Origin of the sequence: Usitatibacter palustris (genome assembly GCF_013003985.1) — a bacterium.
Lineage (GTDB): Bacteria > Pseudomonadota > Gammaproteobacteria > Burkholderiales > Usitatibacteraceae > Usitatibacter > Usitatibacter palustris.
In genome coordinates, this window is the sequence record NZ_CP053073.1 from 245,532 (window position 1) to 260,913 (window position 15,382).

Consider the following 15,382-nt stretch of genomic DNA (forward strand, 5'->3'; position numbering starts at 1 on the left):
CTACATCGTTTCCTTCGGCGGGCGCAGCGGATCGAAGTCCGACCAGTTGCCGCCATCCCAATTGCCGTTCGCACGCTCGACGGGATCCGCGCCGGTCTCGTGCAGGATGCGCGCGATCGCGTCTTCCTCGACGTCGGTCACCGAAGCGTTCACGGCGACGAGCGTTCCGGCTTGTCGCGTCTGCGGGGCTTTCGGATTCGAGTCCATCCCGTTCAGCGCGCCGACGAGCGAGCCCGTATACGCACCGACACCGGCACCGGCAATGGGACCCAGCGGCCCGAGTACGGGAATCGTTGCAGCACCGACCGCGAGGCCGACCGCGCCACCGACGGCAGCACCCTTGGCCGCGCCCGAATCGGCCGTCTTCGCGCCCGGCGATTCATCGCGGTCGCCGCCGATGGGGTACTGGTCATGTTGTCCCGGAGGATTCACGGCGAGGACGGACAACTCCTGCTCGTCCACGCCCGCGTCGCGCAGCCGCATGACCGCCGCGTCCGCCTGGTCCCGGTTCTCGAAACGTCCTGCGATGATCGTGCTCATGGCATCTCTCCGTGTGGGGTTCATTCGAATAAACCACCGCAAGAGGTATGCCACTCACCAATGGGGACAGACCCCATTGGTCGCGTGTAACAGTTGCCGGAATTCGTTTCCTTATTACCGACCCATGCGGCGCTCGTAGGCAGCGTTCACCACGTTGGCCACGCCCTGGTCGTTGCCGCCGCCCTTCGCGTTGATCTCCACGCGCACGCTGCCATCGGCTTGCCGATTCAGGCGCAGCGTGACGTCCGAGCCGTCCTTGCGGCCCTGGATCATGCCGGCACCGCGATCGGCGTTGCCGACGTTCACGCCCGCGTCCTGCATCGCGCCCATCGCGGCATCCCACGAACGATCGAACGATGCGGGCTGCTGCTGCACCTGGTACGCGTAAGGGTCATAGACAACGCAGCCGGTGAGCGAAACCAGCGAGAACAGGGCGACTGCAGCGAGGCGGCGGGGGGCGAACATGGGGGTTTTTCCTCTTCAGAGTAGAATCTTCATCCCATTCTCACCCCACGCATGAAGAGGACGCAAATGAAGCGAATCGCAATCCTTGCCGCCGCGGCACTGGCCGTCACGGCTTTCGCGCAGGACAAGAAGCCCGCCCCGCCTGCTCCCCAGGACAAAGGCGTGATGGTTGGCGAGGCCGAAAAGGTCACCGCCACCGTCGAAGCCGTCGACCAGACGACGCGCCAGGTCACCCTCAAGGGCCCGAGCGGCAACGTGGTCAGCTTCGTCGCCGGCCCGGAAGTGAAGAACCTCGCGCAAGTGCAGAAGGGTGACATCGTCACCATCGCGTTCGTGCAGGCCCTGGCCCTCGAGCTGAAGAAGACCGGCGCCAAGGTTCGCGAGCGCGTCGAGACCGAAACGAAGAAGGGTGCGCCGCTGGGCTCGAAGCCCGCCGGCATCGTCGCCCGCGAAGTGAAGGTCGTCGCCTCCGTCGAAGCCGTGGATGCGAAGTCGCAGAAGGTTGTCCTGCGCGGACCCGAGCACACGGTGATGCTCAAGGTGAAGAACCCGGAAGTCCTGAAGGACATCAAGGCCGGTGACTTCGTCGAAGCGCGCTACGTGGAAGCCGTCGCGATCAAGGTGGAGAAGGCCCCGGCCGCTCCCGCCGCTTCGCCGCCTCCCGCGCCTGCCGCGCCGGAGAAGCCGAAGAAGTAAAGCTGTGCCCGGGCTCCTCGAGGGCGTTCGCGTCCTCGACCTGACCAACGTCCTCGCGGGGCCCTTCGCGACTTACCAGCTGGCAATGCTCGGCGCGGAGGTCGTGAAGATCGAGGCCCCCGGCGACGGGGACCTTGCCCGCAGCCTCGGCGCCGATCCGGGGCTCACCGCCAAGCGCATGGGCATTTCCTTTCTCGCAGTGAACGCGGGCAAGAAATCGGTCGTGCTCGATTTGAAGAACCCGCGCGGCCGCGACGCCTTCCTGCGATTGGCGAAAGACGCGAACGTCGTCGTCGAAGCGTTTCGTCCCGGCGTGATGCAACGCCTGGGACTCGATCACGAAGCGTTGAAGCGCGTGAACCCGAAGATCGTCTACTGCGCGATCTCCGGCTTCGGGCAGACCGGCCCCCTCGCCAAGCGCGCCGCATACGACCAGATCATCCAGGGCTATTCGGGCGTGATGAGCGTGACAGGGGATGCGAAGAGCGCGCCGCTGCGCACGGGCCATCCCGTTGCCGACACCACCGGTGGGCTCACCGCGGCGATGGCGATCTGCGCGGCCGTCGTGCGCCAGCAAGGCAAAGGCGAGGGCGCGTTCATCGATGTCTCGATGCTCGATTCCACCGTCGCAACGCTCGGCTGGCTCGTGTCGAATTACCTGAATGCCGATGTCGAGCCCGCGCCGATGGGCAATGAGAATTTCACCGCGAGTCCTTCGGGCACTTTTCGCACGAAGGCGGGGCTGCTCAACATCGCGGCCAACGAGCAGAAGCAATTCGAAGCGCTGTGCGATGCGTTGGGCCGGCCGCACCTCAAGACCGACGGCCGCTTCGTGGGCCGCAATGAGCGCAAGAAGAATCGCGCGGAGTTGAAGCGCGTGCTCGAGGAAGCCCTCGCTACGGAAACCGCCGAGCACTGGGAGCTCATGCTGAACGAGGAAGGCGTGCCCTCGGGCCGCGTGTTCTCGATCCCGCAGATCCTCGCGCACGAGCATGCGGTCGCTCGCTCGCTCGTGAAGACCTTCAAGCGCGTGCCCGGCGCGGAGTGCGATTCGAGCGCAACGCGCCCCGGATTCCACGTCGATGGAGCACCTCTCGATGTCGCTACGCCGCCGCCCCGATTGGGTGAGCACACGGAAGAGGTCCTTCGGAGTGCGGGACTCGGCGAGGAGGAAGTTCGCGCGCTACTGTCATCCTGAGGAGCGAAGCGACGAAGGACCTGCTTGATTCAGTTAACCGCCTAAAGCAGGTCCTTCGTCGCTTCGCTCCTCAGGATGACAGTGGGAGTCAGGACGACAGTGCTTAAGGTATAATTTCGCGCTTCACTTGGGGTGGTAGCTCAGCTGGGAGAGCGCCGCGTTCGCAATGCGGAGGTCGAGGGTTCGATCCCCTTCCACTCCACCAAATGAAAGGCAACGGCGTCCACTTGGACGCCGTTTGTCTTTTATGCCGCGCCTATCCGTCGCCTTTTTCCGGGGCCCAGGTCGTGCCGAGCCCCTAGGATCGATCCGCGGTCTACTCCACGGGCCGGGGATGGAACGTCGATGAGGGTCTTCGGGAACACTGCGGGTGCGCTTGCAATGCTCGCCGCCGCGCTGGCGACATCCGGCTGCGTGGGCCTCGCGACCGGAACCATCGCGGGACGCAACGATGCCGGTGCGAACATCGACATGGAAGGGCGCCTCGTCGCCAATCCCGATGGCAGCGCCCGCGCGCGCCTGGTGACGCTCACGCGGCCGCATACCACGCTCACGGAGGCCGACTACACGCTGGAGATCCTTCCGGGCAACGGCCGCGTGTCGCCACCGCAGTCGTATCGAATGATCGCGATCTTCTCGCAGACGGATGACTTCAGCGGGGGCACGGATACGGGACGGGCTTTCATGCGCGATCACCTGGGTGCGGTCGCGACGATCTTCCACAATCCTTCGGACACGTCGACCCGCATCCGCACCTCGCGCGATGGCCGCCGCCACATCGGGGCGGCATGGCTCGCGGCTGTGCAGGCCGACGACCGGCGCGTGCCCTGGCGCATCGAGCCGGGCACGAACGATTGCAAGGCCATGCCGGACGGGAACGATTGCTTCGACATGGAGACCCTCACGCGGCTCGTGTTCGACCGCGTCTCGGATGTCGTCACGACACGCGTGCGCGATCTCGGCCTGGGCCGCATCGCCGAGCAGGAACTGCACTACATCCCCAACATCGTGCATGCCGGCCTTGAAGCCGGGGGCCGGCGCGCGCGGGGCTTTGGGCTCGTCTTCAGGGTTCGCGTCGGCCTCGTTTTCCAGGACGCCGAGATCCTCATCCCGATGAGCGTCCTCTTCCTCGACGATGTGCGCGGCTACACGATCGTGATCGATCCCCTGGGCTTCGACCTGCGTGACTTCGATCCCGAGAATCTCGATCGCATCCACGCGCACGGGCCACTTTTCCAGGAGGGCTCAGTGCGCGACGCGGTGCGCGATGGAATTGCCGCCGCGGCCATGCCCACCCTCAACGGTGCGCGCTTCGAGGACTTCCTGGTGTCGATGCTCGAAGCGGTGGCCGGACGGCCGCGCATCACGAACGGCCGCATCAATCCCGGCTACGACGTCCTTCTCACGTCCGACCGCAACACGGGCGGCAGCGATGGCGACGGCGTGCGACGCCACGCCGATGGGCGCATCTGGCGGCAGGTCGGCACGCAGCCCGTCGAGAACCCGCAAGGCGTGCAACTCATCTTCCTCGAATAGCTGACTGTAAATTCCAAGAGGAGTTTCCGTGAACGACCTTGCCAACTGCGTCCTTCGAAGGGTGCTGCTGTACCTGCTGCCAGGCCGTTGTCATTTTCCGCGGCTGCGCTGCGCTTCCGCCTGCTTCCTCGCATTCTCGAGGGCGGCCGCACGCTGCTTTCGCAATTCCTCCAGGGCCTTCGCCTTGTCCGCATCGAGCTTCTTGAGCTGCGCAACGAGGGCGTCCTTCTGCTTTTGCCCCGTCGTGTTCGCCAGGTCCTCCTTCAGCTGCTGCGTGAGCCGTGCGTACTGGACCTCGACATTCGCCTGCAGCTTGTTGTACTGGGCGTCGATGTCGGAGAGCGCCGCAGCCAGCGCATTGGGATCGGGGCTTGGGCTGGCGCCAGGTTTGACATCTACCTGAGCCACCGCCGTAGTGGCCAACGCGAGTGTCAGCAAGAACATTCGGTACAGGGTGCGCATCCCATCTCCTTCCCATGGAAACCACATGAGAAGGATGGCATCGCAGCCGTCTCCCGTGCATCGGACCAAGGTCTTAACGGCGCAAGGGCCTAAGGTCGATTGCGGCTTGCGCGCGAACTAAATTACTCTACGGCGTAAGTCAGGCCCACAGACCTGAAACGTGCCAGGGATAGGGACATCTGCCGTGAAAGCATTCATCGCTCGCGTTTTGGCTTGCATCGTCTTTCTGCTGCACATGGTTGGCACTGCGCAGGCCCAGCTCACGAACTTGGCGGGCGGCGGAACGTTGCCGATCGGCTCCGGCCCCCTCTGTGGCGGCTTCGTCAACGGCAAATTTCAACCGCCCTGCAAAGCCGTGGCCGCGGCCTTCGTCAGCGATGTCAAATACTCCTGTCCGGCAGGCAGTTTCTTCGACGCCAACGGCAAGTGTTATTCCTGCCCGGCCAACCATACGCGCACCGCGGATGCGGTCACCACGGATCGAGCCTGTGCCAAGGCCGATCCCACGATCAAGGGCGGCGACGTGGCCGCAACATTCGGGGGTCCGCTGTGCAAGGCTGCAGCCGGCTCCTGGTCCTTCAAGGACGGTTCCCTGGGGGGAAGTTGTTGGTCATGCCCGAACGGCTACGAGCGATCCGTCCTCAGCGTTGACGACAGCAGGGCCTGCCGGCTGCCCGGCAAGATGGGCTATGCCAGCCCCACGCAAGTGTGGAAAGGCAATTCGGATCTGGCGGCGTGCCAAGCCCATGTCCAACGCTACGGCCCGTCCGGAAAGGGGGAGGTCTTCTACGACGGCTGGGTGGGTTACACCGGCTGCTGGGTTTGCCCCGCGGGCTTCAAACGCAGCACCAACGCCATCTACGAGAAGAACGGCGCAATGGCTTGCTTCCAAAATTCCCCGGAAGCCTGGTCCAAGGCCACCATGCTCGGCAAGGCCAACTGCAAGCCGGGAGAATTCGAAGACGCGCGCAACGGCGGCGAATGCTGGAGTTGTCGCGCTGGCACCACGCGCAGCGTTTATCCGGTCCATGAGGGCCGGGCCTGCACGGTCTGGGGCGGCTACGTTTATGCCAAAGCGACCGAAACCGGGAGCAGCGTGCTCGGTTGCGGCACTGGCCTTGGATCGGACAAGGGGGAGACCTTCTTCGACACGATCACCAGCAAGGATCCCAACGTCCAGGCGGCCATCAGGCAACAGAGCGGTGGCACGCTGCCGCAAGGCATCGGCCAAAGCATCGGCGGCACCTGCTGGAAATGTCCTGTCGGCTACAAGCGCATGGACGGTTCCGCGCCGGTCTATGGCGCCCAAGCCTGCGGCAGCAAGACCATCGTCTGGAAATCCGCCCCCTACGCCCACTCCGGCCTCTTTGGCCTGGACGGCGGCGAGGAAGTGGCGCTGGCGCTCGTAAAGGATGGCGCACTCATCAATCAGCTCGCCGACGCGGCGGTGCCAAAGCTGGCCGCCACTTCCGCAGAGGCGCGCAAGAAAGTCTGGGACGAGATTGCCAGGACACCGCAGACCAGCGGCCCGCTGCTGTTGGCGGTACTCACCCGCATCAAGGCGGTGGCGACCAATCCGGCCCAGGCCAGCGCTGCGGAGAAGCGCCTGGCGGCGAGCTTTTCCAATGCCGTCGTCAGTTTCCGTACTTACCTGGCCAAGGAAGCGCTCGGCGCCTACCACGCATGGTATGACGTGACCCAAGCTCAGAAAAGCGCGAATAAGGGGAGGGCTTCGACGCCTGGCGCTTCGCTGGGTGCAACTGTAGGCGGCGATGTCGATCTCACCGTCCCGCCGGATTACGCTCAAGTCACCCGAGATGCCATCGCTGCCAGTGTCCACGTCGGCACCGTGGGGGCCGGGATTGCGGGCTACCTGGCGATCACGACAGAAAATGTCATGCAGGCGATTTTTCCCTCAGTGATTACATTTAAAGAGTTATTGGCAGGAGGCGCCACGGTGTCTTCCATCACTGCGGGTGCTGGAGCCGGAAGTCTCGCAGCGTCCGTTGGCCCTCAGATCGCCATTGCCGTCGCCGTCGAATTAATTATCCAGGTCTTTCAACTGGCCGTAGAGGCCAAGGAAGCCGGCCCCAAGCTGCAAGCGAACCTCCTCTCGGCTCAGCAACCGTATGACTTGGCTCGCCTGATGAGAACCACCGACGGCGGCGACGAAATCACCAGTTACTGGACCACGGTCACGAGCGGCACCAGCCGCGCGCCGCGCAATCTCGCCGCCTTCGCCGCCGCCAGTGCCTCGATGCGATGACGGGATGGCGCGTCGGCTTAGTTGAAGAACTCCAGTAACGCCGGGGTCAGCGCTTTCGAGTTCACATCGTGGCCCTGGCCCTCGATGGTGCGACGCTGCGCATTCGGCACTGCCTTGCCGAGCTTGTCCGCCGTGGCGCGCATGAACGGCATCGTCTTCAAGCTCGCGCCACCGTCCATCACCAGGGTGTTCGCCTTGATCTTCGCTGCCGTCCTGACCGGCACGGAGCGATCCTCACCGAGGATCGCGTTGTCGTACGCAAGTGTGGGTGCCATCGCGATCATTCCCGGCCAGGCCGGCGACGATTTCATTCCGGCAATCGCCTCGTCCGGCGCGCCGACAAATTTCATGAATGCCGTCACGGCATCCGCTCGACGGTCCGCGGCAAGCAGTGCGTCGAACCGGGACCTGAACTCGCGCCATTCCCTGGCGGCACCTTCAGCCTCGCTATAAGGCGCTTCGTAGAGGGCGAGTTTTTTCACCTTGACGCCAAGCGATGACGCCGCTTCCAGTGCCAGGCTCGCCCCCGAAGACTTTCCATACACAAACGCCGAGCCGCCAGCGGCGTCGATGACGGCTTCCAGGTCTTCGATTTCGCGCTGGACCGAATAGGGTTTGGTATCGGCGCTATCGCCACGACCGCGACGGTCATAGCTGTACACGGTGAACCTGGGCGCGAGGAGCTGAGCGAGCTCCGTGCTGCTCGAACGCGCGGACAACGCGCCGTTCACCACGACAACGGCTGGGCCCGCGCCCACCTTGTCATAGGCGATGCTTGTTCCGTCCTTCGACGTGCTCATCCGCGTTCGTTCAGCGAGGCGTGCAGAACACAGCGCCTTCCTGCTTCCACGCGAACGCCATCGAGCCATACACCTGCATGTCGGACGCGTAGCGGCGATGCGGGCCGTCGGAGCCACGGTTCACCGGCTTCCATCCGTCCGCGCATTGGCCATTCGAAGGCAGCACCGCGTAGAACGTGACGCCTTCATACGCCCAACCCTTGAACGCATCGCCGCTCTTCGAGATCGTCGCGCGCTCCTGCGTTTCGAGGTCGCGCAGCCACGCGCATTCCGCGCCGATGGCCGTGTGATAGTGCGCGCCGAGGCTCGGTGCGTAGAAGCGGCACACCGGTTGCGCGCCAGCCGGGGCGCCCGCGGCCTGCGGCCACACTTCGAACTGCTGGCCCGTGCGCTTCCATCCGGAGCTCTGCTGATCGAGCGTGGTGATTTCACTGGCCGTGCTGGTGACGAAGTAGCGATCGGTCGCTTCGGCGTAGTACTCGATCGCCTCGACCGACGTGCGAACCTGCAGCGGCTCATACGCGATGTAGTAGTTGGTGAACGACGGATCGTTGGGCGAGCCCACCGAATACATCCAGTAGTCGCCGGGCGGAAGGCCGGAAACGGTCACGCGCGTCCACGACACCAGGCCGGGCGGGCCGCTCATCCCGGCGAGCATCGGCGTCACGGGCTGGCGCGGGTCGAAGCGATAGTCGACGCGAACGATGTTGCCGTCATACGTGAGCTTCACGCTCGCCGGATCGAAGTAGTACGACGACGGGACGTAGATGTCGAAGTTCTCGGAAGCGTGCGGCTTCGAAGGCACCGACTGAAGGTGCTGCGCGTCCGTTGCGACCGTGAGCGGCGAGCTGATCACCTGCGGCGCCGCATTCGGATTCGCCGTATCGATCATGCGCGCCTGCACGTTGTATGTACCGGCCGGAAGCTCGCCCAGCGGCACCGGGATGTCCCAGAAGTCCGGACGCGACGGGCCGAAGAAGTCGCTCGCGTATTCGAAATCGATGATGAACGTGTTGCCCTGGCGAACGTAGCGTGTGGCCGGCGCGTAGGTCGGCCACTGCCAGCCGTTGATCTTCACGGAGATCATCGAACCCGCGACGGCCTGACTCGGGTAGGGCGTGAGGGTGGCCTGGGCGGCGGCCAGCGTGGGGGCCAGCACCAGGGCGGCAGCAAGAATCTTCTTCTTGAGGTTCATGATTTAGCTCGCGTTGGTTTCGAGCACCGCGCGCGCGTTGGCGACTTCGGTGCGATAGGTTTCGCGCGCTTCGGCTTCGCAGGCGCGGCGGTCGGAGACCCGGCGGCATTCCTCGAGTGCTTCCTTGAGCGCGGCGCCCGCTTCCTTCATGAGCGTCTTGTAGCGCTTGATCGGCGTATCGGACGGTTCGTACCAGCGCAGCGGGTCGCCCGGTTGCGGGAACGACTCGCCGTTCGCGCTGATCGTCACGGTGGCGAGCAGCGCCGCCGCGAGGGTGAATCCAGTGGTGATCGGGGCTTTCATTGATGCGTGCTCCGTGGGTTTCGTCTTGCACCCACGATAGGGTTTGCATCGGCCCGTCAACATGGGAAGGCGCCGCGCCTTTCGGTCATCCGTTTCCTACAGGTATTTGTCCTACCCGCTGGCTGATGTCGGGTTGGGGCGACGCCACCATGGCCCCATGAAAGCTTTCCTTCTCCTTCTCCTGGGCGGCGCGCTCGTCGCGGCCGCGCCGCGGGCGAAATCCGACGATGTCTTCGCCGGATCGCACACGCGCGTATTAAAGGTCCAGGTGAAAAGCGCGCTGGAGAGCTCGTCGCGCGTCGATCGGGATGTGCGGGCGCCGTCGGCACCCGACGTGGGCGTTCCGGTCTTCGCATACACCGCACCCGTGGAGGACCCGCGGATGAAGGAAAGCCGCTCCTCCTGCTCGAAGGCGGGGAAATCCCTGTGCTACGACCCGGCGAGCGGGAAGATCGTCTACAAGAAGACCCGGGAGTTCATGCCGGCGATCCCCGGGATGAGGGCCGAGAACATCTCGGTCCGGCGCGACCGGATCACCTTCAAATACAGCTTTCAGTAGCTGTCTGTCAGACGGTGTAGGACAATTCCTACGCGGGAATCCGCCCGGTCCGACGGGGTGCCTGAAACCAGCGTGCTGTAATTCACTTCGAAGCTCACTCTTGTCCCAGGCAAACAACATGATCAGATTGCTCATTGTCGACGACCACGATGTGGTGCGGATGGGCCTCAAGCAGGTCTTCGACAGCCGCGTGGACATGGAAATCGCGGCCGAGGCGAGGACAGGCGAAGAGGCCATCAACCTCATCCGATCGAAGCCGTTCGATGTCGCGCTTGTCGACCTGTCGCTCTCCGACATGTCGGGCATCGATGTCCTGACGCGCGCGAAAGCGATTCGTCCGGAAATGGCCGTGCTCATCGTCTCCGGTTATCCGGAAGACCAGTACGCCATCAACATTCTCAAAGCGGGTGCGTCGGGATTCGTCCCGAAGGACGCGCCGCCCGAGAGCCTGCTCTCCGCCGTGCTGGCCGCTTCGCAGGGCCGGCGCTACGTGAGCCCGCGCGTGGCCGACAAGCTCGCGCAAGGCCTCGCGGGCCCCGCGGCCGACCAGCCGGGCCATTCGATCCTCTCCGAACGCGAGTTCCAGATCTTCTGCAAGCTCGCGGGCGGCCAAACGGTTTCCGATATCGCCAGGGAGTTGTTCCTCAGCGTGAAGACGGTCAGCACGTACCGCTCGCGCATCCTGGAGAAGATGAACTTCAAGTCGAACGCGGACATCACCTATTACGCCGTCAAGAATCAGTTGATCGCATGACGCTGCAAGCCCTCATCGTCGAGGACTCGCCGCCGATCGCGGAGCGTCTCGTTGAGATGCTCTCGATTCCCGGACGTGTCGAGGTGGCCGCGACTGCCGCTACCGAAAAGGAAGCGATCGCCGCTTGCGGTGGTCGCGTGTTCGATCTGGCCATCGTTGATTTGCAGCTCGCGCAGGGCACCGGCTTCGGCGTGATCCGCCGGCTGCGCGCCGACGCGGGCAAGCACACCTGCATCATCGTCCTCACCAACCACGCCGTCCCGGCGCTGCGCATGGCTTCGTATGAAGCCGGCGCGGACCACTTCCTCGACAAGAGCAAGGACGTGCCCGTGGTCACCCGGGTGGTGGACGATCTCCTCGCCGCGAGGAATTAAAGAACCAGGGCAGAAAGAATCCGCAGATAAACGCAGATAAACGCGGATAACAGCAGGTGGGGTTGCAGTGTCAAAGGCGGTCATTCAGCCGATCCGCGACATTTACCTTCCTCTCCTTATCCGCGTTTATCTGCGTTTATCTGCGGATTCTTTCTGCCCTGGTTTTCCGCAAACCTTTAAGAGGGCTGGACTCGCGCGAGAGGCACGAAGGCACGCACCTGCGTGCCCTTGCCGGTGCCGGACTTGATGTCGACGATGCCACCCAGGCCGCTCAGGCGCTGGCGATTGCCGCCGATGCCATAGGACTTGCGATACGCGGCCTCGATATCGGCGATGCCGATGCCATCGTCCTTCAGTTCCACAATGACGCCTTCGGGCGTGCGCTCTACCAGGAGGTCGACGCGCTTGGCCTGGGCGTGGCGGATGACGTTGGTCAATGATTCCTGCACGACGCGGTAGAGGGCGATCTCGACGTCGGGCGGCAGGCGCTCGAGCGCATCCGTGATCTGCATGTGGCAATCGAGGTTCGCCGACTTGCAGGTTTCGTCCACGTGCCATTTCACGGCGGCCGCCAGACCCAGGTGGTCGAGGAGCGACGGGCGCAGGTTCTCGATGATGCGGCGCTTCACGTCGATGCCCGAGTCGAGGAGCCTCGTCAGGCGTTCCAGGCGCGTGGCAACCTCCTTGTCGTCGCCCAGGCGGCCTTCGAGCCAGTTCACATCCATCTTGGCCGGCGTGAGGATCCCGCCCAGCTCGTCGTGCAGTTCGCGCGCGAGCCGCGCCTTTTCCATCTCCGCTTGCGTCTGCAGGAATTCCGAGAGCGAGGAAAGCTGCGCGGTGCGATCGGCGACCTCGCGCTTCATCTTGTCGGCCATCGTGAGGTGCACGTACTCGATCATGCGGGCGCGGCGCGTGTCGCGGATGAGCAGGAGGGCGAGCAGCGCGATCAGCGTCGCATTGAGCGCGACCACCGCGAGGAGGCCCGTGCGACTCGATTCCATCGCCTCCTCCCAGCGCTGCGTGCGCTGGTGGACGATTTCGGTCGCCGCGCGCTGGACCGTGCCGAAGCTCACGCGCAGCTTCGCCGCGAGGTCGCGCGCCTTGTCGCTTTCCACGAATTCGCGCGCACCCTCCATGTCCCCGCCGGTCGCGCGTTCCAGCGACAGCTCGAGGTCGGAGATCTTGAGCGTGACGAGCTCGTTCAGGTCCGCCAGGCGTTCGCGCGTGGGCTTGTCGGGCAGGAGGTCGCGAAGCTGCTCGCGCACGGGGCGACTCGCGGCGATGGACGCCTTCACCGCGTCCATGTACTCGGGCCGGTGCGACAGCAGGAAGCCGCGCTGCGCGGCCTGCGCTTCGTAGATCGTTTTCTCGAGCTCCATGAGACGAGCCTGGAACGCCATTGCCTGCGTGATCTCGCCGCGCGTCTGGGAGAAGGTGCGGTACGACATCTCCGAGACGAAGAGGATGGCACCGGTCACCAGCAGCGCGACCAGCAGGGGGAACCAATACTTCAGGGGAAGCACTGGAGGAGGCGCGGACGGAGCCGCGCGCTGCTCTTCGGGTAAGGCCATGGGAAGGATCAGTCTATCCCAAGGCCCGGACCGGGCGCCGCGTCAGTAGCGATAAGCCCGCCCCTCTGCAAGGCGCACGCGGTCACCCACGCGCACGCCGCCGAGTGTTTCCTGGATCACGGTGCGCAGGGCTCCGTTGTCCGTGCGAACGTCGAGCAACTGGTCGGCGCTGGTCGTGGTGCGGGTCTTCGCTTCGTCGTTGGTGAGGGGCTTCACGGTTTCGATGTAGACCACCTGCCCGACGATCGCGGCTTCCTCGCTTGCGCTGCTGGAGACCGGCGCCGGCGCGGTATCCGTCGTGTTGAAGCCATCGAGAAACGACGTGAGGGTGCCGCAACCCGAAAGGGCGAAAGCCGCGACCATCGTCACGGCGATGCGGGTAAAGCGCATGACCAACTCCTTACGTGCGGAAGACGCCCATCAAGAGTGAGACCAGGAAGGCGAGCACGAAGATGAAGAACAGGATCTTCGCGATCGCGACAGCGCCCGTGGCTACACCACCGAATCCGAAGATGGCGGCGACCAGGGCGATGACGAAAAAGACGGCGGCCCAATAAAGCATGTGAGCTCCTTGTGTTGCCCTACGTGCGCCGGCGGCGGCGAAACGCGCGCCAGGCGAAGGCAGCCGCGGCGAACGCGAGCTGCCGGGCGATCGGGCGCGAGGCCACCGAGCCGATGAGATTGATAAGGGTGCGTGAGGGACGTGCTTCGACGGCGGCGAGCCTTCGTTCGATCGTGGCGCGCTGCAGCGACGCGGACAACTCCACGAGCTGCAGGCGTTGCTCCAGGATCCCGAGCTCGCTCACTTTGCGGCTTCAGGCACTGGCATTGCGCGCAGCATGGATTCGTCCTTGCGCAATGTGTCGATACTGGCCGAGAACGGCGTGCGCTGGCCCTTGCGCATCAACCACGCCGCACAGGCGGCCCCAGCGACGAGAAAACACGCGCCGAGGCCGCCCAACACCACCTTTCGCAGATCCTCTGGGAGGGCGAGGGCCAGCGCCAGGATGGCAAGCAACATGCCGAAGGAAACCAGGAAGAAGGTCGCCGAGGCGACGATCAGCTGGCGCACGGCCAGGGCTTTCTCGCGTTGCACTTCGATCGCGAGGAGTTCCAGGCGCGTGCGCACGAACCGAAGGCCATCGGAGGCGAGCGTGCGCGCGTCTCCGATCATGCCGGGGCGACCTTGCGTCATGGCTTAACGGCGAGCCAGCAGGAAGCCGATCAGCGCGCCGACAGCAGCGCCGGCGCCAATCGCCTGCCACGGGTGCGAGTGAACGTACTCGTCGGTCTGCGAGGCGTACTTCTTCGCGCTGTCCTGCGCGGCCGTCGTCGCTTCCGCGAGCTTTTCACGCGCCACGTCGAAGGATTCCTGCAGCTTCGAGCGGGCCTCGTTCACCTTGGCTCCACCCTCGACCTGCACGGTCTTCAGCAGCTCGTGGGCATCATCGACCACGTTCTGGAAGTCCCGGGCGATCGGGTTGGGGCTGGTGCTGTTGGTGCTGGTGCGGGTGTTCATGGATGGCTCCTGGAGAAACGTGTTGCGTTACTTGAGGCGGATGTCGTTCTTGACCGACTTCACGCCCTTCGTGTTCGCGGCGAGCGAAACGGCGCGATCGATCTCGGCCTGGCTGCCAGCGAAGCCGGCGAGCTGGACCGTGCCCTTGAACGTCTCGACCTGGATGTTCGACGCCTTGACCAGCGGGTCATCGATCATCTTGGCTTTGACGGTCGTGGCGATCGAGGCGTCGTCGATGACGTCGCCCGTGCTCTTCGTCGTCGCGGTACCCGCACAGCCAGAGGCGGCGAGCGTGAGGCCCAGAAGGGCGGCGGCGATGAGGCCGCGGTTGTTCGTGGTCATGGCTATTACTCCTTGAAAGTTTGTGAGGGACACGCGACGCTGGTCGATTGATCAACGTCACTGAGGCCAGATTAGGCGTCGCCCCTCAAAGCCTCTGTCGGATTGGTACCCCCAACTTGCGTCCGGGAATCCGATTAGGACGTGGGACTAGGACTACAAGGTTCTTGTCATCCTGAGGGCCGAGGCCTGAAGGACCTGCTTGAAAAAAGAAGCGCCGCAAGAGCGGCGCTGGCACAGCAGGTCCTTCGAGCTCCTGCGGAGCTCTCAGGATGACAATTCACTCTCGGGCTGACCGTTCTAGCCCTGGCGCGGCACCACATGGTTGCGCACTTGCGACACGCCGGCGACGGCGATGGCAATGCGGCCCGCGCGATCGGCGGCGGCCTGGGTGGGTGCGACGCCGTTGAGCGTCACGACACCTTGCTTCGTGTCGACTTCGATCTTGAGGACGCTGAGATCCGGGTCCTTCATGAGGTCGGTCTTGATCGACGCAGTGATCGCGGCGTCGGCGGCGTCCTTGCTCGCCTGATCGGCGGTGCGCTCGAGGGCGGCCCCCGCGTCCTTGGCGGCATCGGCGACGGCATCGCTCGCCTTGTTGACGGCTTGCGCCGTCGAGCGGCCAGCCTTGTCGATCGTGTTCTGGGCGCGTTCGGTCGAATCGGGACTGCACGCGGCGAGGCCGGCAGCCGCGAGGGCCAGCGCGACCAGCGCGGGAAGGGTTCGGGTCTTCATGTCGTGGCTCCTGGGTTGAGGAAAAAGCGCCGCATGAGCGGCGCCTTTTCGTGGTGCAGTGACTGCTACA

Annotated in this window: 21 protein-coding genes and 1 tRNA gene; 8 read left to right on the forward strand and 14 right to left on the reverse strand. The window is 64.5% G+C overall.

All coding sequences use genetic code 11. The features are described 5' to 3' along the window. Both DSM104440_RS01175 and DSM104440_RS01180 read right to left on the reverse strand, forming a co-directional pair. Entirely contained in the window at nucleotides 1-540 is a 540-nt protein-coding gene (locus tag DSM104440_RS01175) for a hypothetical protein (protein WP_171160000.1), read from the reverse strand. Between the two features lie 114 nt (nucleotides 541-654). Then, the gene (locus tag DSM104440_RS01180; protein ID WP_171160002.1) at nucleotides 655-1,005 is read right to left on the reverse strand and encodes a hypothetical protein; all 351 of its coding nucleotides are present in this window, start codon (nucleotides 1,003-1,005) and stop codon (nucleotides 655-657) included. A 66-nt stretch (nucleotides 1,006-1,071) separates the two neighbouring features. Between DSM104440_RS01180 and DSM104440_RS01185 the strand changes: the two genes are divergently transcribed. From DSM104440_RS01185 to DSM104440_RS01200, 4 genes are all read left to right on the forward strand, one after another. Further along, complete coding sequence (locus tag DSM104440_RS01185) at nucleotides 1,072-1,701, forward strand: hypothetical protein (RefSeq protein ID WP_171160004.1); 630 nt, start codon at nucleotides 1,072-1,074, stop codon at nucleotides 1,699-1,701. A 4-nt stretch (nucleotides 1,702-1,705) separates the two neighbouring features. Continuing rightward, nucleotides 1,706-2,899, forward strand: a complete 1,194-nt coding sequence (locus tag DSM104440_RS01190) for a CaiB/BaiF CoA transferase family protein (protein ID WP_171160006.1) — start codon at nucleotides 1,706-1,708, stop codon at nucleotides 2,897-2,899. Nucleotides 2,900-3,028: 129 nt separating this feature from the next. Beyond that, a tRNA-Ala gene (locus DSM104440_RS01195) sits at nucleotides 3,029-3,104 on the forward strand. A gap of 140 nt (nucleotides 3,105-3,244) precedes the next feature. Further along, a complete protein-coding gene (locus DSM104440_RS01200; protein ID WP_171160008.1) occupies nucleotides 3,245-4,435 on the forward strand; it encodes a hypothetical protein in 1,191 nt (396 codons plus the stop codon). Nucleotides 4,436-4,525: 90 nt separating this feature from the next. Here DSM104440_RS01200 and DSM104440_RS01205 read toward each other — a convergent pair whose 3' ends face one another. Further along, nucleotides 4,526-4,897 (reverse strand): hypothetical protein, encoded by a 372-nt coding sequence (locus DSM104440_RS01205; RefSeq protein WP_171160010.1) that lies wholly within the window; start codon nucleotides 4,895-4,897, stop codon nucleotides 4,526-4,528. Nucleotides 4,898-5,081: 184 nt separating this feature from the next. Between DSM104440_RS01205 and DSM104440_RS01210 the strand changes: the two genes are divergently transcribed. After that, nucleotides 5,082-7,163 carry a hypothetical protein gene (locus DSM104440_RS01210; protein WP_171160012.1) on the forward strand — a complete coding sequence of 694 codons (2,082 nt, stop codon included), beginning with the start codon at nucleotides 5,082-5,084 and terminating at the stop codon, nucleotides 7,161-7,163. Nucleotides 7,164-7,180: 17 nt separating this feature from the next. On the opposite strand, the gene DSM104440_RS01215 is transcribed toward DSM104440_RS01210, so the two are convergent. Genes DSM104440_RS01215 through DSM104440_RS01225 form a run of 3 tightly spaced genes read right to left on the reverse strand, consistent with a single transcriptional unit; the run spans nucleotide 7,181 to nucleotide 9,461 of the window. Next, a complete protein-coding gene (locus DSM104440_RS01215) occupies nucleotides 7,181-7,963 on the reverse strand; it encodes an alpha/beta fold hydrolase (RefSeq protein WP_171160014.1) in 783 nt (260 codons plus the stop codon). Between the two features lie 10 nt (nucleotides 7,964-7,973). Next, complete coding sequence (locus DSM104440_RS01220) at nucleotides 7,974-9,158, reverse strand: hypothetical protein (protein ID WP_171160016.1); 1,185 nt, start codon at nucleotides 9,156-9,158, stop codon at nucleotides 7,974-7,976. A gap of 3 nt (nucleotides 9,159-9,161) precedes the next feature. After that, the gene (locus DSM104440_RS01225) at nucleotides 9,162-9,461 is read right to left on the reverse strand and encodes a hypothetical protein (protein ID WP_171160018.1); all 300 of its coding nucleotides are present in this window, start codon (nucleotides 9,459-9,461) and stop codon (nucleotides 9,162-9,164) included. A 157-nt stretch (nucleotides 9,462-9,618) separates the two neighbouring features. Here DSM104440_RS01225 and DSM104440_RS01230 point away from each other — a divergent pair, with 157 nt between their 5' ends. The 3 genes from DSM104440_RS01230 (at nucleotide 9,619) to DSM104440_RS01240 (ending at nucleotide 11,148) form a co-directional block, all read left to right on the forward strand. Further along, entirely contained in the window at nucleotides 9,619-10,020 is a 402-nt protein-coding gene (locus DSM104440_RS01230; protein WP_171160020.1) for a hypothetical protein, read from the forward strand. Nucleotides 10,021-10,138: 118 nt separating this feature from the next. Further along, entirely contained in the window at nucleotides 10,139-10,774 is a 636-nt protein-coding gene (locus DSM104440_RS01235) for a response regulator (RefSeq protein ID WP_171160022.1), read from the forward strand. Continuing rightward, nucleotides 10,771-11,148, forward strand: coding sequence for a response regulator (locus DSM104440_RS01240; protein WP_171160024.1), 378 nt, complete (start codon nucleotides 10,771-10,773; stop codon nucleotides 11,146-11,148). The genes DSM104440_RS01235 and DSM104440_RS01240 overlap by 4 nt, the downstream gene beginning before the upstream one ends. Nucleotides 11,149-11,324: 176 nt before the next feature. Here DSM104440_RS01240 and DSM104440_RS01245 read toward each other — a convergent pair whose 3' ends face one another. The 8 genes from DSM104440_RS01245 to DSM104440_RS01280 all read right to left on the reverse strand — a co-directional run bounded on the left by DSM104440_RS01245 (nucleotide 11,325) and on the right by DSM104440_RS01280 (nucleotide 15,312). Next, nucleotides 11,325-12,719: a sensor histidine kinase gene (locus DSM104440_RS01245; protein ID WP_171160027.1), complete on the reverse strand. Its 1,395-nt coding sequence runs from the start codon at nucleotides 12,717-12,719 to the stop codon at nucleotides 11,325-11,327. Between the two features lie 42 nt (nucleotides 12,720-12,761). Further along, nucleotides 12,762-13,109, reverse strand: a complete 348-nt coding sequence (locus DSM104440_RS01250; RefSeq protein WP_171160029.1) for a hypothetical protein — start codon at nucleotides 13,107-13,109, stop codon at nucleotides 12,762-12,764. A gap of 10 nt (nucleotides 13,110-13,119) precedes the next feature. Further along, nucleotides 13,120-13,281 carry a DUF1328 domain-containing protein gene (locus DSM104440_RS01255; RefSeq protein ID WP_171160031.1) on the reverse strand — a complete coding sequence of 54 codons (162 nt, stop codon included), beginning with the start codon at nucleotides 13,279-13,281 and terminating at the stop codon, nucleotides 13,120-13,122. A gap of 19 nt (nucleotides 13,282-13,300) precedes the next feature. Then, entirely contained in the window at nucleotides 13,301-13,525 is a 225-nt protein-coding gene (locus DSM104440_RS01260) for a hypothetical protein (RefSeq protein WP_171160033.1), read from the reverse strand. Next, a complete protein-coding gene (locus DSM104440_RS01265; protein ID WP_171160035.1) occupies nucleotides 13,522-13,914 on the reverse strand; it encodes a phage holin family protein in 393 nt (130 codons plus the stop codon). Before DSM104440_RS01265 ends, DSM104440_RS01260 begins: the two co-directional genes overlap by 4 nt. A gap of 3 nt (nucleotides 13,915-13,917) precedes the next feature. Then, complete coding sequence (locus DSM104440_RS01270; RefSeq protein WP_171160038.1) at nucleotides 13,918-14,238, reverse strand: ElaB/YgaM/YqjD family protein; 321 nt, start codon at nucleotides 14,236-14,238, stop codon at nucleotides 13,918-13,920. 27 nt (nucleotides 14,239-14,265) lie between these two features. Next, a complete protein-coding gene (locus DSM104440_RS01275) occupies nucleotides 14,266-14,580 on the reverse strand; it encodes a BON domain-containing protein (RefSeq protein ID WP_171160040.1) in 315 nt (104 codons plus the stop codon). A 297-nt stretch (nucleotides 14,581-14,877) separates the two neighbouring features. Beyond that, nucleotides 14,878-15,312: a BON domain-containing protein gene (locus tag DSM104440_RS01280; protein WP_171160041.1), complete on the reverse strand. Its 435-nt coding sequence runs from the start codon at nucleotides 15,310-15,312 to the stop codon at nucleotides 14,878-14,880. Between the last annotated feature and the right edge of the window lie 70 nt (nucleotides 15,313-15,382).

Excerpts from the sequence above, each read along its gene's own strand:
- DSM104440_RS01175 (WP_171160000.1), bottom strand. The coding sequence starts at position 540 with ATGAGCACGATCATCGCAGGACGTTTCGAGAACCGGGACCAGGCGGAC.
- DSM104440_RS01180 (WP_171160002.1), bottom strand. The coding sequence starts at position 1,005 with ATGTTCGCCCCCCGCCGCCTCGCTGCAGTCGCCCTGTTCTCGCTGGTT.
- DSM104440_RS01185 (WP_171160004.1), top strand. The coding sequence starts at position 1,072 with ATGAAGCGAATCGCAATCCTTGCCGCCGCGGCACTGGCCGTCACGGCT.
- DSM104440_RS01200 (WP_171160008.1), top strand. The coding sequence starts at position 3,245 with ATGAGGGTCTTCGGGAACACTGCGGGTGCGCTTGCAATGCTCGCCGCC.
- DSM104440_RS01205 (WP_171160010.1), bottom strand. The coding sequence starts at position 4,897 with ATGCGCACCCTGTACCGAATGTTCTTGCTGACACTCGCGTTGGCCACT.
- DSM104440_RS01215 (WP_171160014.1), bottom strand. The coding sequence starts at position 7,963 with ATGAGCACGTCGAAGGACGGAACAAGCATCGCCTATGACAAGGTGGGC.
- DSM104440_RS01220 (WP_171160016.1), bottom strand. The coding sequence starts at position 9,158 with ATGAACCTCAAGAAGAAGATTCTTGCTGCCGCCCTGGTGCTGGCCCCC.
- DSM104440_RS01225 (WP_171160018.1), bottom strand. The coding sequence starts at position 9,461 with ATGAAAGCCCCGATCACCACTGGATTCACCCTCGCGGCGGCGCTGCTC.
- DSM104440_RS01230 (WP_171160020.1), top strand. The coding sequence starts at position 9,619 with ATGAAAGCTTTCCTTCTCCTTCTCCTGGGCGGCGCGCTCGTCGCGGCC.
- DSM104440_RS01235 (WP_171160022.1), top strand. The coding sequence starts at position 10,139 with ATGATCAGATTGCTCATTGTCGACGACCACGATGTGGTGCGGATGGGC.
- DSM104440_RS01240 (WP_171160024.1), top strand. The coding sequence starts at position 10,771 with ATGACGCTGCAAGCCCTCATCGTCGAGGACTCGCCGCCGATCGCGGAG.
- DSM104440_RS01245 (WP_171160027.1), bottom strand. The coding sequence starts at position 12,719 with ATGGCCTTACCCGAAGAGCAGCGCGCGGCTCCGTCCGCGCCTCCTCCA.
- DSM104440_RS01250 (WP_171160029.1), bottom strand. The coding sequence starts at position 13,109 with ATGCGCTTTACCCGCATCGCCGTGACGATGGTCGCGGCTTTCGCCCTT.
- DSM104440_RS01255 (WP_171160031.1), bottom strand. The coding sequence starts at position 13,281 with ATGCTTTATTGGGCCGCCGTCTTTTTCGTCATCGCCCTGGTCGCCGCC.
- DSM104440_RS01265 (WP_171160035.1), bottom strand. The coding sequence starts at position 13,914 with ATGACGCAAGGTCGCCCCGGCATGATCGGAGACGCGCGCACGCTCGCC.
- DSM104440_RS01270 (WP_171160038.1), bottom strand. The coding sequence starts at position 14,238 with ATGAACACCCGCACCAGCACCAACAGCACCAGCCCCAACCCGATCGCC.
- DSM104440_RS01275 (WP_171160040.1), bottom strand. The coding sequence starts at position 14,580 with ATGACCACGAACAACCGCGGCCTCATCGCCGCCGCCCTTCTGGGCCTC.
- DSM104440_RS01280 (WP_171160041.1), bottom strand. The coding sequence starts at position 15,312 with ATGAAGACCCGAACCCTTCCCGCGCTGGTCGCGCTGGCCCTCGCGGCT.